The sequence below is a fragment of the Brachybacterium sp. JB7 genome (assembly GCF_003335205.1).
In the GTDB taxonomy this organism is placed as follows: Bacteria; Actinomycetota; Actinomycetes; order Actinomycetales; family Dermabacteraceae; genus Brachybacterium; species Brachybacterium alimentarium.
In genome coordinates, this window is record NZ_QPGN01000003.1 from 426,201 (window position 1) to 442,080 (window position 15,880).

General features: G+C 71.2%; 14 protein-coding genes. 2 read left to right on the top strand and 12 right to left on the bottom strand.

The window, feature by feature from the left end; all coding sequences use genetic code 11:
* Window positions 1–113: 113 nt before the first annotated feature.
* From CIK81_RS06380 to CIK81_RS06395, 4 genes are read right to left on the bottom strand one after another with little or no spacing between them, the layout of a single operon-like run.
* Window positions 114–944 (bottom strand): energy-coupling factor transporter transmembrane protein EcfT, encoded by an 831-nt coding sequence (locus CIK81_RS06380; RefSeq protein WP_096163839.1) that lies wholly within the window; start codon window positions 942–944, stop codon window positions 114–116.
* On the bottom strand, window positions 941–2,722 hold the full coding sequence (locus CIK81_RS06385; RefSeq protein ID WP_176485519.1) for an ABC transporter ATP-binding protein: 1,782 nt from the start codon (window positions 2,720–2,722) through the stop codon (window positions 941–943). Before CIK81_RS06385 ends, CIK81_RS06380 begins: the two co-directional genes overlap by 4 nt.
* Window positions 2,719–3,273, bottom strand: a complete 555-nt coding sequence (locus tag CIK81_RS06390) for an ECF-type riboflavin transporter substrate-binding protein (RefSeq protein ID WP_096163840.1) — start codon at window positions 3,271–3,273, stop codon at window positions 2,719–2,721. Before CIK81_RS06390 ends, CIK81_RS06385 begins: the two co-directional genes overlap by 4 nt.
* 31 nt (window positions 3,274–3,304) lie before the next feature.
* On the bottom strand, window positions 3,305–4,144 hold the full coding sequence (locus tag CIK81_RS06395) for an S-adenosyl-l-methionine hydroxide adenosyltransferase family protein (RefSeq protein ID WP_096163841.1): 840 nt from the start codon (window positions 4,142–4,144) through the stop codon (window positions 3,305–3,307).
* A gap of 117 nt (window positions 4,145–4,261) precedes the next feature.
* Here CIK81_RS06395 and CIK81_RS06400 point away from each other — a divergent pair, with 117 nt between their 5' ends.
* Window positions 4,262–5,074: an endonuclease/exonuclease/phosphatase family protein gene (locus CIK81_RS06400; protein WP_096163842.1), complete on the top strand. Its 813-nt coding sequence runs from the start codon at window positions 4,262–4,264 to the stop codon at window positions 5,072–5,074.
* Between the two features lie 31 nt (window positions 5,075–5,105).
* Here CIK81_RS06400 and CIK81_RS06405 read toward each other — a convergent pair whose 3' ends face one another.
* A complete protein-coding gene (locus tag CIK81_RS06405) occupies window positions 5,106–6,113 on the bottom strand; it encodes an LLM class flavin-dependent oxidoreductase (RefSeq protein WP_096163843.1) in 1,008 nt (335 codons plus the stop codon).
* A 106-nt stretch (window positions 6,114–6,219) separates the two neighbouring features.
* Here CIK81_RS06405 and CIK81_RS06410 point away from each other — a divergent pair, with 106 nt between their 5' ends.
* On the top strand, window positions 6,220–7,191 hold the full coding sequence (locus CIK81_RS06410; protein ID WP_096196699.1) for an MsnO8 family LLM class oxidoreductase: 972 nt from the start codon (window positions 6,220–6,222) through the stop codon (window positions 7,189–7,191).
* A gap of 21 nt (window positions 7,192–7,212) precedes the next feature.
* Here CIK81_RS06410 and CIK81_RS06415 read toward each other — a convergent pair whose 3' ends face one another.
* The 7 genes from CIK81_RS06415 to CIK81_RS06445 are packed head-to-tail and all read right to left on the bottom strand — an operon-like array spanning window position 7,213 to window position 15,663.
* Window positions 7,213–7,725 carry a GNAT family N-acetyltransferase gene (locus CIK81_RS06415; RefSeq protein ID WP_096163845.1) on the bottom strand — a complete coding sequence of 171 codons (513 nt, stop codon included), beginning with the start codon at window positions 7,723–7,725 and terminating at the stop codon, window positions 7,213–7,215.
* Window positions 7,722–9,509: an ABC transporter ATP-binding protein gene (locus tag CIK81_RS06420; protein ID WP_114306983.1), complete on the bottom strand. Its 1,788-nt coding sequence runs from the start codon at window positions 9,507–9,509 to the stop codon at window positions 7,722–7,724. The genes CIK81_RS06415 and CIK81_RS06420 overlap by 4 nt, the downstream gene beginning before the upstream one ends.
* On the bottom strand, window positions 9,506–10,363 hold the full coding sequence (locus CIK81_RS06425) for an ABC transporter permease (protein WP_096163847.1): 858 nt from the start codon (window positions 10,361–10,363) through the stop codon (window positions 9,506–9,508). The genes CIK81_RS06420 and CIK81_RS06425 overlap by 4 nt, the downstream gene beginning before the upstream one ends.
* Entirely contained in the window at window positions 10,360–11,370 is a 1,011-nt protein-coding gene (locus CIK81_RS06430; RefSeq protein WP_114311257.1) for an ABC transporter permease, read from the bottom strand. Before CIK81_RS06430 ends, CIK81_RS06425 begins: the two co-directional genes overlap by 4 nt.
* On the bottom strand, window positions 11,367–13,022 hold the full coding sequence (locus tag CIK81_RS06435; protein ID WP_096163849.1) for an ABC transporter substrate-binding protein: 1,656 nt from the start codon (window positions 13,020–13,022) through the stop codon (window positions 11,367–11,369). The genes CIK81_RS06430 and CIK81_RS06435 overlap by 4 nt, the downstream gene beginning before the upstream one ends.
* Window positions 13,019–14,260 (bottom strand): PLP-dependent aminotransferase family protein, encoded by a 1,242-nt coding sequence (locus tag CIK81_RS06440; protein WP_114355534.1) that lies wholly within the window; start codon window positions 14,258–14,260, stop codon window positions 13,019–13,021. The genes CIK81_RS06435 and CIK81_RS06440 overlap by 4 nt, the downstream gene beginning before the upstream one ends.
* A complete protein-coding gene (locus CIK81_RS06445; RefSeq protein ID WP_114311258.1) occupies window positions 14,260–15,663 on the bottom strand; it encodes an FAD-binding oxidoreductase in 1,404 nt (467 codons plus the stop codon). The genes CIK81_RS06440 and CIK81_RS06445 overlap by 1 nt, the downstream gene beginning before the upstream one ends.
* Between the last annotated feature and the right edge of the window lie 217 nt (window positions 15,664–15,880).

The window sequence follows — 15,880 nt, forward strand, 5'->3', positions numbered from 1 at the left end:
GGAACCGGGGCGTGCGCCAGGCGGGCAGGACGCGGTGGGGAGGGCGCCGTGCACCAGGCGGGCAGGATGCCGTGGGAGGGCGCCGTGCGTCAGGAGGCGGCACCGCCGTCCGCTCAGAGGAACGGGTTCCAGAACCGTCCGCCGTTGACCACCAGCAGAGCGATCGGCGTCGCCACGAGCGCGATGCTGACGACGATCACGAACACGTCGGCGGCACGGACGGGTGTCTGGACGGACCAGGTGCGTCCCTTCGCCCGGCCGAAGCCCCGCAGCTCCATGGCGGCGGATACCGACTCGATACGGTCGAAGGTGCCGAGCAGGAGCGGCATCAGCACGGAGGTCAGGTTCCGGAGCCTGGTGGGCAGGCGCACCGCACGCGAGGTGTCCATCCCGCGCGCCTGCTGCGCCTGGGAGATCGTGCGGAACTCGCGCTGCACGTCCGGAATGTAGCGCAGGGCGAGGGAGACGGCGTACGCGATGCGATACGGCACCCCGACCCGCGCCAGGGAGGAGGCGAATTCCGGAGGTCTGGTGGTGGCGACGAACAGCAGCACCGCTGGGAGCACGGCGACGTACTTCAGAGTGACGGCGAGCTGGTAGAACAGCTGCTCGGCCGTGACGTCCCAGCGCCAGGGCCCCTCCAGGAGCAGATGGCGGGTTCCGAACAGGTCGGTTCCGTAGCCGGGAGCGAACAGGAAGATGCCGATGTTGTTCAGGACCATGAAGATGGCGATCAGCCACAGCACGACGGCGAGATCCCGCAGTCGCACACGGGAGACCGCCCACAGCAGGATCGAACCTGCCGAGACGGCGGCGAGGTAGCGGACGTCGAAGCCGATCATCGCACCCAGCACGACGCCGAGGGAGAGGACCAGCTTCGAGACCCCGGAGAGGGTGTGCAGGGGGCCGTCACGGTCGATGTATCCCAGCAGGGGGCTGCTCATCGCTCCTCCTCCCGCGCAGCACGATCCACCGCCACGAAACGGTGCACCAGGGTGTGTGGATCACGGAGACCACAGCGCCTGGCCAGTTCGTAGAGTCCGGTGGTCACGAGGTCGGCGCGACGGGTGAGGTCCGGGTCGGTGAGCACGACGGCGGGGTCGGCGTCGGCCAGCAGGCGCCCGTCGGACAGCACGAGCACGCGGTCCGTGTACTCGACCGCGAGATGCATGTCGTGCGTGATCAGGACGACGGTGGTGCCGTCGGCGTTGAGGGTGCGCAGGAACTGCATGAACTCGGTGTAGTGCGCGAAGTCCTGTCCGGCGGTCGGTTCGTCGAGGATGAGGACGTCGGGTCCGAGCGCGAGCACGGAGGCGATGGTCACGCGCTTTTTCTGGCCGTGGCTCAGAGCCGAGAGGGGCCACGAGCGGAACGGGGCGAGCCCGCAGGCCGTGAGGACGGTGGTGGTGCGACGGGCGATCTCCTCCTCGTCCTCCCCGCGGGCGCGCAGGCCCAGCGCGATCTCCTCGGAGACCAGAGGACGGGAGATCATCTGACCCGGCTCCTGGAGCACGAAGCCGACGTGCTCGCCGCGATCCGAGAGGCTCCATCCGCTCGCATCGGCCGCGCCGATCCGCAGCGCTCCGCCGGTGAGCTTCTCGAAGCCGCAGATCACGCGAGCGAGGGTCGACTTCCCGGCCCCGTTGGAGCCGAGCACGCCGAGCATCTCGCCACGGTGCACCTGGGCGGTGATCCCGTCGAGCAGGACCGAGGTGCGTTCAGGGCTGACACGGACCTCGCAGCGCACGTCCTGCAGGTCCAGTGCGGGGGCGAGTGCGGGCGACGGCTCGGCGGCCTCCGGCTCGGCGGCCAGGGAGGACCCCGCAGTCGCGACCCAGTCGCGCACGGCCGTGATCTGCTGCGCCGTCAAGGCGATGTCCGTGCTGCGGGACGGCCTCTGCTCGGCCGTGGCCGGTGCCCCGGCATATCTCAGCGCGGCGATGTGCAATGGCGGACGAATGCCGTGCTGCTCGAGCAGACCGGAGGCGAGGACGACGTCCGGGGCGGCATCGGCGACGATGCGACCGTCGGCCATCAGCACGAGCCGGTCGATATCGCGGTGCAGGACGTCTTCGAGGCGGTGCTCGACCAGCAGGATCGTCTTCCTCTGGTCACGGTGCAGGTCGTCGAGGAGTTCGATGGCGGCTCGACCGCTGGCAGGATCGAGGTTCGCGAGCGGCTCGTCCAGCAGCAGCACCTCGACGTCGTCGACCAGCACGCCGGCGACCGCGACGCGCTGCTTCTGGCCGCCGGAGAGGTTCTGCGGGGAGTCGTCGAGGCGATCGCTGATGCCGGCGAGCTCGGCGGCCCTCGTGATGAGCGCGGGCATCTCAGCGTGTGGGACCTGCTGGTTCTCGAGGCTGAAGGCGATGTCCTCGGCGACGGTGAGGCCCACGAACTGACTGTTGCTGTCCTGCAGCACGGTGCCGACAACGGACGCGGTGGCGGCCAACGGCACCATGGCAGGGTCGTTCCCGGCCACACGCACCGCACCGTTGGACGTGCCGCGGTGATGGTGAGGAATCAGCCCGTTGATCGCGCTGATCAAGGTGGACTTCCCGGACCCGGAGGCACCGACGATCGCGATCTTCTCGCCGCGCCGCACCGTGAGATCGATGTCGTGCAGAGTCGGCTCGGACTGGGCCCGGTACTGGAAGGAATATCCCGCCAGCTCGATCAGCGGGGCCTCGTCCGATGCGCCACCGGTGTCGGACACGGTCACTGGTCGTGGCTCAGGGATCCGGTCCGGGTACGCGTGCGTGCATAGACCGACAGGATGATCGTGCCCAGCACACAGGCCGTGACCGAGTTCGCGATGAAGGCCAGCGTGCCCTGTGCCCATACCTTGCTCGCAGGCTCGGAGTGGATCAGGACGTCCCCGAGGGGTGCGATGAGCAGCCAGGCCACGGCGTTCGCCAGGAGGATCGCGAGGTTGACGCGGAGGCCCGTCGCCTTCCCGAACTCGCCATCGGTGATCGCGTGCTTGAGCAGCAGCACGCCCACGACCAGCCCGAAGACACCGGAGGCGAGTTCCCAGCTGATCCAGATGCCGTACCCGGTGACGTCGATCAGGAGATGTCCGATGAAGCCCGCCAAGGCACCCACGAGCGGTCCGTACAGCACGGCGAAGACGGCGAGGATCGCGTACTGGATGTTGAGGGACGTGTTGGGGATCGGGGTCGGGATCGCGGCGAAGCGGCCGAGGACGAAGAAGAGGGCGGCCCCGACGCCGATGGCGACCACCTGGGTGACGGGGGAATAGGTGCGGTTCATGGAGAGTCCTTCGTGGGCAGCGGAGAGGGGATCAGCGCACGGGCACCAGGGTCACACGCCACGAGGTGCCGGTGCCGAGGGAGAACGCTCGGGCGTAGTGACCTCGATTGATGGCGATCGCCATACGGTCCAGAGAGTTCACGTAGAGCAGTGATTCGCCCACCTCGACGGCCGCGAAGCTGCGCGCGTACGTGATCTGTGCGGCGTGCACCACCGTGTCGTGGTGGCGGACCCGCACCGTCACGCGGTCGCCGGGTGCGACGTCGAGCTCGCGGAACAGGGTGCGGGGGATCGAGGTCCACAGGGAGCCATAGCGCACGTCGAGGGTGTCGATGGTGCCCTGCACCGCGCCGTCGCTGAGCTCGGGCTCGGTGATGGGCAGGCGCACCATCCGCTCGAGGTCGACGACAGGTCCGACCTCCTCGAAGCTCGTCGCGCCTGAGGCCAGCCGCGCACCGGTGAAGGCATAGATGTCCCGGCCGTGGAAGGTGTAGGACTCCTCCGAACCGGGGCGGCGGTTGCGCGTCTCGTCGATCTCCCGCAGCTCGGTGACGCCGAAGATGCGCTCGAGATGGGTGAGGGTGCCGTTGTCAGGGGTGACGACGAGGTGCCCGGTCGCCGTGCGGGCGACCACCGAGAGACGATCCGAGCCCACGCCGGGGTCGACGACGGAGACGAACACCGTGCCCTCGGGCCAGTAGGTGAGCACCTGCGCGAGACGGTAGGAGCCCTCCCAGATCTCGTAGGGCGGGATGTTGTGCGTGACGTCGTGGATCCGGAGGGAGGGCTCGACGCCGACGGCGACGCCGTACATGGCGCTGACCGCGCCGTCGTCGAGACCGAAATCGGATTGCAGGACCAGAGCGCTCATAGGGGAAGTATGCGACGTCGACAGCGGTGGTCGTGCAGCGAGTCGTCACGCGGTGTCATGTGCCGTCATAGAGGAGAAGCCATGACAGGGACACGGCAGCTGCGACAGGATGGGGTGATGATCCTCCCCAGCGCGCCCTCTCCCGCCTTGAGCATCCTCTCGCAGAACATCCGCATGGACACCGGGACCACCCGCCCCGGGGAACCGGACCATTGGGGCCAGCGGGCGCCCGTGCTCGTCGATCTGCTGCGCACCGCCGATCCCGACGTGGTGGGCGCGCTCGAGGTGCTGCCCTCGCAGCTCCCGGTGCTCGAGGATGCTCTCGCCTCGACGCATCTGCGGCTCGGCTTCGGACGGGAGGGAGGCGGCCGGGACGAGCACAACCTGCTGTTCCTGCGGCGTGAGCGCTTCGAGCTGCTGGGCTGGGACCAGTTCTGGCTCTCCGAGCAGCCGGAGCTGATGGGATCAGTGGGGTGGGACGGCCACTGCCCGCGGATCGCCGTATGGGCACGGGTCCAGGACCGGGACACCGGCCGGGAGCTGCTGATCGCGGTGACTCATCTCGATCACGCCGGACCGCTCGCGCGGATGAACGGCGCAGCCCTGGTGGCGCGCCGCCTGCTCGAGGCGGCCGACGGCGCGCCCGTGATCCTGATGGGCGACTTCAACGCCGATTCCGGCGCGAGCCCGGCGTGGGAGGTGCTGCGCGAGGCGGGGTTCGAGGACGCTCGGCAGAACGCAGCACAGATCCATGGCGAGGACATCGGCACCTTCCCGGACTACGGGGAGCCGACGACCGACGGGCCGCGCATCGACTGGATCATGACCCGCGGTGTCGCCGCCGACGCCTATGCGGCGCACTCGCACGACGTCGACGGCATCCAGGCGAGCGATCATGCCGGCGTGATGGCACAGCTCCGCGCGCTCTGAGCCGTGCCGTTCGGCTCGGAGGAACCCCGGCTCAGAGGCCCCAGGCCTCGGCGAGCAGCTCGAGCCCCTTCAGACGATCCGCCGGGTCGTAGTAGTAGGCGGTGAGGATCAGCTCGTCGGCCTGCGTGGTCGCGACGATCTCCTCGAGCTGGCGCACGACGGTCGCAGGGGAGCCGACGGCGCGGATCGAGAGGGTCTGGTCGACCTGCTGGACGAGATGAGGTGCGGCGACCTCCTCGATCGGCGTCGGCGGCTGGATCTTCTTCCGCTGACCGGTGACCACGCCGAGGAACATCTGCTGCAGGGTGCTGAAATGGCGCTGCGCCTCCTCGTCGGTCTCGGCGACCACGAGGTTCACCCCGACCATGGTGCGCGGCGTCTCGAGCTGCGCGGCCTCGGCACGGGGGTTGAAGTTCTCCCGGTACGTCTCGAGCGCCTTGAGGTACTGGAACGGGGCGAAGTGCGAGGCGACGGAGAAGGGCATGCCGAGCTGCGCCGCGAGGCGAGCACCATTGGCGGTCGAGCCGAGGATCCACATCGGCACCTCGGTGCCGCGGGCGACGTCCGCCGTGATGGGCAGGCTGTCGCCGAGCGGCTCCTCGCGGGACCAGTCCCGCATCTGCTCCACTGCGGCGATGAAGGCCTGGGGCTCCGCCGACGTCCGGGCGAGCAGCTGCGCGGTGAGCTGGTCGGTGCCGGGCGCACGGCCAAGCCCCAGGTCGATACGGTCGCCATGGAACTGCACGAGCGTGCCGAACTGCTCGATGACGGCGAGCGGCGAATGGTTGGGGAGCATGACGCCACCGGACCCGACGCGGATCCGCTCGGTCATCGAGGCGGCACGATCGATCAGCAGCGAGGTGGCGCTGGAGGCCAGGCTGTTGGTGTTGTGGTGCTCGGCGAACCAGTAGCGCTCATAGCCCAGACGGTCGGCGACCTGTGCCCCCTCCATGGACGCGGCGATCGCCTCCCGGGTGGACATCCCTTCGGAGATGGAGACGAGATCGAGGATCGACAGCGGCACGTGAGGGGCATTCATGGCTCGAGCCTAGCCACGCTCCGCAGCCCGTGGACAGGGCACGGGATGAGACGTTCTCGACCGTGGATCCGGGAAGTTCCGGGCGGTCACCGGCGTTGATCACGGCATGAGGCTCTCCCTGCTCGACCGCTCCCGCACGCGCCGTGGCCATCCGGCGTCGGCCGCCCTGGAGCACTCGGCCCGACGGGCCGTCGCGGTGGAGAGTGCAGGCTATGAACGGTTCTGGGTGGCCGAGCATCACGCGGTGCCCGGGATCGCGAGCGGCTCCCCGGCCGTGCTGCTGAGCGCGATCGGTGCCCGCACCTCGAGGATCCGTCTCGGTTCCGGCGGCGTCATGCTCCCGAACCATCGCCCGCTCGTCGTCGCCGAGCAGTTCCTCATGCTCGCTGCGCTGTATCCGGGCCGCGTGGATCTCGGGGTCGGCAGGTCGCTGGGATTCACCGAGCCCGTGCGGGAAGCGCTCGGACGGCTCGAGGCCGCGCCGGAGTCGTTCGCCCAGGAGATCGCAGCGGTGCGCGACCATCTGGAGGGGGCCGCACCGGTCACCGCCTGGCCGGCGGACGCCGGTGACGTGCCGCTGTTCGTGCTGGCGACCGGCACAGGGATGGACGCCGCCGCCGAGCTCGGCCTGCCCGTGGTGATCGGCGGACCGATCCTGGATTCCCCGGAGCTGCCTGCACGGCTGGAGTCCTACCGGCGGGCGTTCCGTCCGCACCGGGGCAGCAGCGCGCAGGTCATCGTCTCTCTCGACGCGCTGGTCGCCGACACCGACGAGGAAGCCCTCGAACTGGCCCTGCCCGAGATCTGGGCGATGGCCCGTTCACGGACCACGGGCGTGTTCGAGGCGCTCGAGCCGGTGGATCGGATCAACGCCGCGACCTGGAGCGGCACCGAATCGCGACGGGTGGAGAAGGGGCTGGCCACCACCGTCGCCGGATCCGCGCAGACGGTGCGCCGCCGGCTCGAGCAGATCATCGAGCGCACCGGCGCCCAGGAGATCCTCGCGACGGGCTCGACCTACGACCGCGAGGCGCTCCGCACCTCGGACCGCGAGCTCGCGCGCGTGGTGAACGGCTGAGGATCCCGGGCAGCAGTCGGCTCAGTGCTGCTGCGCGCCGGCCTCCAGGCTCTTGCGGAAGCAGACGCTGATGCCGTCGGTCGGGCTGTAGGGCGCGTAGGTCTCCGCGTGCTGCCAGCCCTCGCGCTCGTACAGCGCGATCGCGGCGGGCTGGAGGTTGCCGGTCTGGAGGAAGATCTCCGTCGCGCCCCGCTCCCGTGCCGCGTTCTCGACCTGGGTGAGCACTGCACTGGCCAGGCCCAGTCGGCGGTGATCGGGGCTGACGAACACTCGCTTGATCTCCCAGCGATCCGGCAGCCTGCGCAGCGTCCCGGTGGCCGCGGGGGCCCCGTCGATGAGCGCCAGCAGCACGGTGGCCACGTCGTCGCCGGTGGGCCGGCCAGGAGGGACGACGCCGGCGCCACGGATCGCGGCATAGCGCGGACCCACCTCGGCATCCATGGCGTCGCGCAGCGCCGTGGCGCGCGGATCGGTCCAGGGGACGTGGAGCCACTCGACCTCGACGGCGGTTCCGGTGCGTGCGATGGTCGTCATATCTGCAGCTCCTGAGCTCGGGGGAGGGGTCCGGTCGATCCGGGGGAACCGGGGGAACCGGGGGCGTCGGGGGCATCGGGGGAACCAGGGACACCAGCGGCGCCGCGCACCGGCACGGAGGCGAGCAGCTCCCGAGTGTATGCGTGCTGGGGGCTGTCGAAGATCGCGGTCACCTCGCCGCTCTCGACCACTTCGCCCCGTCGCAGCACGCTCAGGGTGTCGGCGAACTGCCGCACCACCGCCAGGTCGTGGGAGATGAACAGGTAGGTCAGCCCGAGGTCGCGCTGCAGGGTCGCGAGCACGTCGAGGATGCCGGCCTGCACGGTGACGTCCAGCGCACTGGTGGGCTCATCGAGCACGAGCACCTTCGGTCGCAGCGCGAGGGCCCGGGCGATCGCGACGCGCTGGCGCTGGCCGCCCGAGAGCGCTCCGGGCCGACGCCCGACCAGCTCCTGGGGCAGCCGCACGGCCTCGAGCGCCCATCGGGTGCGTTCCTCCCGCTCGGCGCGCGTGCCCACGCGGTAGAGGTCCAACGGTTCGCGCACGATGCGGCCGACCGCGAACCGCGGGTCGAGCGAGGTGAACGGGTTCTGGTGGACGATCTGCAGGTGACGGCGCACCTCGCGCAGCGCCCGACGGTCCTGGGCGCGCACCTCGTGCTCGCCCACCCGAAGGGTCCCGGCGTCGACGGTCTCCAGCCCCAGCAGGGCGCGGGCCGCAGTGGACTTCCCCGACCCGGATTCGCCGACCAGGGCATGAGTGCGCCCGCGCGGGATCGACAGGGAGACGTCCCTCAGGGCGGCCACCTCGCGGGAGCGGGTGCGGAAGGTGCGCGAGATGCCGCTCACCCGAACCTGCGCGTCCGCTCCTTGGCGTCCGTCGGGCTCCACCGGCCTCTGGTCACCGGTGAGCGGATGCTTCTGATCGCGTTCAGCGCGCAGGTCGGCGAAGCGATCGGGGTTCAGCCCCGGCACGTCGGCCTGCAGCGAGCGGGTGTACTCCGCGGACGGGGCGGTGAAGACGGAGCTCGTCGGCCCGGCCTCCTGGATCCTGCCCTGCTGCAGCACCACCACCTCGTCGGCCCGCTGCGCAGCGATCGAGAGGTCGTGGGTGATCAGCAGGATCCCGATCCCCAGCTCGCGGCGGAGGGAGTCCAGCAGGTCGAGGATCTGCTTCTGGACCGTGACGTCCAGGGCGCTGGTGGGCTCATCGGCCACCAGCAGCGTGGGCCCGGGCAGGATCGCCAGCGCGATCAGCACGCGCTGCAGCTGCCCGCCGGAGAGCTGATGGGGGAAGGACTCGATGATCCGCTGAGGGTCCGGCAGGCCCACCCGCTCGAACGCGCCCCGCACCAGGGCCTCCTGCTCCTCACGGCGCCCGGCCCCGGGCACCAGGGCCGCGGCCTCGAGGGCCTGGGAGCCGATGCTGCGCACCGGGTTGAGGGAGGAGCCGGGATCCTGGGGGACGAAGCCGAGCACCCGGCCGCGCAGCGGCAGGAACTCGCGGTCGCGCAGGGTCGTGACCTCGCGGCCCTGCACCGTGATCGAGCCGTCCACGCGGGCCCGACGGGACCCCAGCAGGCGCAGCACGGCGCGGGCGATCGTGGACTTCCCGGAGCCGGACTCGCCGATCAGGGCGAGGGCCTTCCCCGCACCCACGGCGAAGGAGACGCCGTGCACCACCTCGGTCGGACCGTAGGCGACGCTCAGATCGCGCACCTGCAGCAGCGGTTCCTCCGGGGCGGTCCGCACCGGGGCGGGCAGGGTGTTCTCGAGGGTGCTCATCGGTTCCTCTCCTGGTCCAGCCAGCGGCTGATACGGCTCACGGACAGCACGACGACGGCGATGACGCAGCCCGGGGCCAGGACCAGCCACGGGGCATGCAGGAGGTGCTCGCGGCCGTCGGAGACGAGCAGACCCCAGTCGGAGGCGGGCGGCGGATCGCCGTACCCGAGGAAGGCGAGCCCGGCGATCACGAGGATCGCGATGCCGAACTGCAGCACGGCCAGGGAGAGCACCGGGCGCAGGGCGTTGGGGAGCACGTGCCGGGTCAGGATGTGCAGCGTGGAGCCGCCGTTGACCCGGGCGGCCTCGATGAACACGCTCGTGCGCACCCGCAGCACTTCGGCGCGCATGAGGCGGGCGAACACGGCCACCGCGGAGATGCCGGTGGCGATCGCCGCGTTGCGGGTGTCGTATCCCAGCGCCGTCACCACCACCACGGCGAGCAGGAAGCCGGGGATCGCGAGCAGCACGTCGACCAGTCGGCCGATCACCGCGTCGACCCAGCCTCCGAGGTAACCGCCCAGCAGTCCCAGCACCCCGCCGACGATCACGCCGATCGCGACCGCCACCAGCGCGCTGGTCATCGAGGAGGCGGAGCCGTGCACGATCCGGGTGAGCAGATCGCGCCCGAGGTGATCGGTGCCCAGCCAGTACCGTGCACCAGGCGCGGTGAACTTGTCGTCCGGCACGCCGACCGCGGGATCGTGCCCGGTGACCAGGCCCGGGACGAGCGACCACAGCAGCACCACGGCGATGACCGCGGCGGAGACCACGACGGAGACCGGGACCGTGCCGGACCGACGGGCGGCGGCCTGCGAGGCGGTGCGGCCGGGGGTGAGGGCAGCAGTGGTCATCGGGACACCTCCGAGGTGCGCAGGCGGGGGTCCAGCAGCAGGTAGAGCAGGTCGATCACGAGGTTCACGACCACGAACACGAGCGCGGAGAGCACCACGGCGGCCAGCAGCACCGACACGTCCTGGGTGGCGACGGCCTTCTGGACGACCATGCCGATGCCGGCCCGCCCGAAGATGGTCTCGGTGATCAGGGAGCCGCCGAGCACCTCACCGATCACGAGCCCCACGACGGTCACGGTGGGCAGCAGCGAGGGACGCAGCAGGTGGCGCAGCACCACCTGGGCGGGTGGGAGGCCGCGAGCGAGCGCGACCTCGGCGTAGTCCTGGCCGGCGGATTCGTCCAGCGCGGTGATGAACACCTGGGCGATCTGCGCGGAGACGGGGATGGCGAGGGTCAGCGCGGCGGCGACGGTCGAGGCGAAGCCCTCGGAATCGACCAGGCTGAAAAGACCCAGCTGCACGGCGAGCACCTGGATCAGCACCAGGCCGATGAGGAAGTTCGGGGTGGACAGGAACAGGGTGGGCAGGGAGCGCACGAGGTCATTGAGCCGCCCCTCGGGCAGCAGCCGGGTGGCCAGGCCCAGTGCGGCGGCGAGGGCCACCGCGAGCACCAGCGCGGTCACCGCGAGTCGCAGCGTCGACGGGATCGCGGCGCCGATCACCTGGGTGACGGGCTGCGAGGTGGCCATCGACAGACCGAGGTCGCCCTGCACCGCATGGCCGAGGGAGACCACCAGCTGCACCAAGACGGGCTGGTCGAGTCCGTGGAAGGAGCGGATCCGGGCCTTCTCGGCGTCGCTGAATCCGGCCTGCGGGTTGTCGAGCTGCGCGGAGACCGGGTCGCCCGGGATCGCGGCCAGCACCAGGAACACCAGCACATAGGCGAGCACGATCACGACGAGCGCCTGGGCGCTGCGCCCGACCGCGGCGCCGAGCAGGCCGCGGGAGGAGCGGACGGTGCGCCTGGGCGCCTCCGTGCTCTCGGGGAGGGTCGCGGTGGTGCTCATGAGGGGTCCTTGCGCGCGGCGTGGTACGAGGGGATCGCGACCGCGTTGAACGTGATCCCGCTCAGCTGCGGCGACTGCACGTAGATGCGCTGCACGTTCTGCTCGAGCGGGATGAAGTAGGCCTGCTCGAGCACATGGCGGGAGAGCTGCTCGACGATCGCGGCGCGCTCGTCGTGATCGGCGGCCCCGGCGACCTCGTCGCGCAGTCGCACCAGCTCCTCGTCGGACGTGCCGACGGCGAACCAGTCCTCGCCCTCGTCGGTGATGACCCCGGCGACCGTGCCGACGTCCACGAAGCTGCGGGTCACCGGGGAGATACCCTGCTCCGGGTTGTTGGTGACGCGTTCGGTCCAGGTGGGGATGTCGAGCCGCTGGGTGGACACGCGGATCCCGAGCCGCCCCAGGTGCTGGGAGATCAGCTCGGCCTCGGGCACGGAGCCGGTGAGATACGGGGTGGGATAGATCGTGAAGCCGAGCTCGGTGCCGTCCTTGCTGCGGAAGCCGTCCTCGGTGCGATCGGTCCAGCCGGCCTCGTCCAGCAGCTGCGCGGCGAGGCCCGGATCGTAGGCGAACAGCTCGGTGAGGTCCGTGGTCTCGGGGACGCCGGCCTGCAGCCAGCTGGTCGCGCTCTCCCAGGCGTCGGTGAACACGGTGCGCAGGATCTCGTCGCGGTCGATGCCCCGGGTCACGGCCTGACGCACGCGCACGTCGTCGAAGGGGGCGACGTTCGTGCGGAGGCTGAAGCCGTGGACGAATCCGAGATAGCGGGGCACCTCGATCACGAAGCCGGCCTCGGTGAAGGAGTCCAGCACCTGCGGGTTCACGTTGTAGGCGATGTCCGTCTGGCCGGCACGCGCTGCGGAGGCCCGCAGGGTGTCGTCCGGCAGCACCCGGAAGGTGATCGCCGACAGCGTCGCCGGGCCGCTCGCCCCGAGCACCTCGGGGGCCCAGTCGTAGTCCTCCCGGCGCACCAGGCGCACGTGGTCGTTGCCGGCCCAGGTGTCCAGCACGAACGGTCCCGAGCCGATCTGGTTCGCGAGGTCGGACTGCTCCTCGAGGGAGGCGGCGATGCTCGCGGGGGCCATCAGCTGGCAGCCGTGGTATCCGAGGGTGGGCAGGAAAGAGAGCGTCGGCGCGGTGAAGGTGACGCGCACGGTCAGCGGGTCCAGCGCCTCGGCGCCCTCGTAGGTGCCGCCGGGGAACAGGCCCACGGGCGCCAGTCCGTCATCAGGCCGGCCGACGGCCCAGGACTCCAGGTTCGCGAGCACGGCGGCCGCGTCCAGCGGGGTGCCGTCGGAGAAGGTCACGCCCTCGCGCAGGTGCAGGACGAACTCGGTGGAGTCGGCGTCCTGCTCCCAGGACTCGGCGATCCACGGGGAGACGACCCCGTCGGCGTCGGTGTGCACGAGCTTGTCGGTCAGCTGCTGCCAGACATTCGCCTCGTAGCTGGAGATCGCGCTCTTGGAGGGCACCCATCCGCCGTCGAGGTTGGAGATGAGGAAGGTCAGCTCGTCATCGGCCGCGTCGCCCTCCCCGCCGTCGGCGAACGCGGAGGGCAGGGCGCAGCCGGCCAGCGGCAGCGCCGCGAGGCCCAGGGAGCCGGCTCCGAGGGTCTGCAGCAGGTGGCGGCGGGAGAGCGTGGAGGCACTCATCGCCGTGCCTCCGGGTCGGAGAGGGCGGCGGCGAGCCGCTCGACGCCGAGGCGCAGCTGCGAGGGCTCGAGGTGGCTGATGCCGATCCGGAGGCCGCCGCGGTCGTCGTCCGGGCGGTCCCGGTGGAAGAAGCGCCCGAGCACCGCGTCGGTGCCGTAGCGGGTGCGGGCCAGCTGCTGGGCGGCCGCGAGGTCGATGCCGCTCTCGCGCAGACGCGCCCACAGGAAGATGCCACCGGTGCGGTGATCGATCTCGACCCCGCCGGGCACCTGCTCCTCGAGGATCCCGGCGACCAGGTCGAAGCGCTCGGCATAGGCGGTGCGGGCCCGCGCGGCGATCGCGTCCAGCCCTCCGTCCTGCGGGGAGTGGGCCCCGGCGCCGACGATCCGCGCCACGATCGCCTGCACGAGGGCCGAGGAGTGCTGGTCCTGGTTCGCGCGCAGGCGGGTCACCGGGCCCACCAGCCAGTCCGGGAGCAACAGCCAGCCCAGGCGCAGCCCGGGGCCGAGCGTCTTGGAGAAGGTGCGCACGTGCACGACGAGGTCGCTGTCCAGCGGGTAGTCGGCCGGCACCTCGACGCCGTCGAAGCCGAGCCCCGCATAGGCGTTGTCGGAGACGATGACGAAACCGTAGTGCTCGGCGAGCTCGACCAGTCGTGCTCGCTGCTCGGCCGGGGTGATGAAGCCGGTGGGGTTGTGGAACTCCGGCACCGTGTAGAGCAGGCGCGGCCGGGCCCCGGCCTCCAGCCGGGCCTCGAGCGCGGAGATGTCGAAGCCGTCGGCCGTGAGGTGCAGGGGCAGCAGCTCGGGCTCGTGGTGCTGGAGGTCGCGGAAGATCAGCGGGTAGGTGGGGTCCTCGACGATGATCTGGTCGCCGCGGTCCAGCAGCGCATCGAACAGCAGGGAAAGTCCGTGGAAGGCCCCGTTGGTGATCAGCACGCGGTCGGCGGGGACGTTCTCGCGCTCAGCGATCCAGCTGCGCAGGTCCCCGATGCCGGAGGGCACCGAGTACTGCAGGGCGGCGGCCAGGGCCGTGGGATCGGCGCAGAGCTCGGCCGAGGCGCGGCCGATCGCGGCCAGCGGCAGCAGGTCCGCGCTCGGGGCGCCGCCGTTCAGCGCGATGTCGCCCGGCTGCGGGGCGACCCTCCGCCCGAAGCCGCGGGACCTGTCCTCCCGTCGGCCGAGGTCGGAGAGCAGCCCGTCGGCGAGCCGGGCGGGGGAGATCGAGGTCGTGGTCATCACAGGGCCTTCCCGGGATTCAGCAGGTGCTGGGGGTCGAACGCGTCCTTCAGGCGGAGCTGCAGAGCTCGCGAGACGGGGGAGAGCTCGAGGTCGAGCCACCCCTGCTTGGAGGTGCCGATGCCGTGCTCGCCGCTGATCGTGCCGCCGAGGTCGATCGCAGCACGGACCAGGTCGTCGGCCGCGGCGAGCAGGGTGGGCGGCAGCGAGGAGTCCGCCGCCTCGGACGCCTCCCGGTCCACAGCGAGCAGGGGATGGAGGTTGCCGTCCCCTGCATGGGCGAGAGCCGAGGTCTGCACCCCATGGCGCTCGCCGATCACCGCGAGCTCCGTGAAGATCTCCGCGAGGCGAGACTTCGGCACGGCGATGTCCTCGCCGAGCCGGTGCCCGCCGGCGCCCGAGCCACGGCCGGAACGTCGCAGCTCCCACAGACGCTCGGCCTCCTGCTCGTCCTCGATGACGAGCACGTCGCCGCCGACGGCTTCCAGCGCGTGGGTCAGATCCGCGGTCTGCTCCCTGATCCCGTAGCCGTCGAGCTCGAGGAGGAGCACCGCGTCGGTGCCGCGGGCGAGGGACGAGCCGGAGTGCGCGTCGATGTCCGCCAGGGTCCCGCCGTCGATCAGCTCGGTCGCCGCCGGTCGCACCGGGCTGCGGGAGATCGCCCCCACCCCGGCCGCCGCCCCGGCGGAATCGGCGAAGCGGGCCAGCAGCGTGCGCCGCGCGACCGGCAGCGGGCGGATCCGCACCGTCGCGGAGGTGACCACGGCGAGCGTGCCCTCGGAACCGATGAGCAGCTGGGTGAGGTCCAATCCGGTCACGCCCTTGAGCGAGCGATGGCCGGTGCGCAGCAGCGTGCCGTCGGCCAGCACGACCTCGAGCGCGAGCACGGACTCGCGGGTCACCCCGTACTTCGCGCAGTGCAGGCCGCCGGCGTTGGTCGCGATGTTCCCGCCGATCGTGGAGATCGCGGCACTCGCGGGATCGGGAGCGTAGAAGAAGCCGTGCGGGGCGAGCGCCGTCGAGAGGTCAGCGGTGATGACCCCGGCCTCGACCACCGCGACCTCGTCGACCGGATCGATCTCGCGCACGGCGGTGAGCCGCTCGAGGCTCAGCACGATGGCGCCCTGGGTGGGCGTGGCGCCGCCTGAGAGCCCGGTCCCGGCGCCGCGCGGCACGACGGGGGTGGCGGTCTCCTGGGCCACGCGCAGCGTCGCCTGCACACCGGCGACATCATCGGGCAGGACGAGGACGAAGCGCGTCCCCTGCGGTGCGCGCACCGCGCGGTCACCCTGGTAGATCTCCGACGGGGAGTCCTGCACGGCGTGCGCGCCGACCTCGGCGCGCAGGCGCGCGGCAAGGTCCTCATGGACGGTGGTGGGGCCGACGGGGGCGCTGATGGTCATCGTGCTCCTGGTGCGAACGGTGGATGCGCGCCCATCGTGCGCCCACCCCGTACATAAGCGCAAACGATGTCCGCCATAAGGGGTAACAGGGGCTGGAGTGCGCCCGCCGCCCGTGATGCAGGGCACTCGTCGGCCTCGAGGGCGAACTCTGCGGGCAGACGACGAACGCCCCGTCGGCGCGCGGCCGACGGGGCATTCGGAAGGGTGGGCTGCAGCG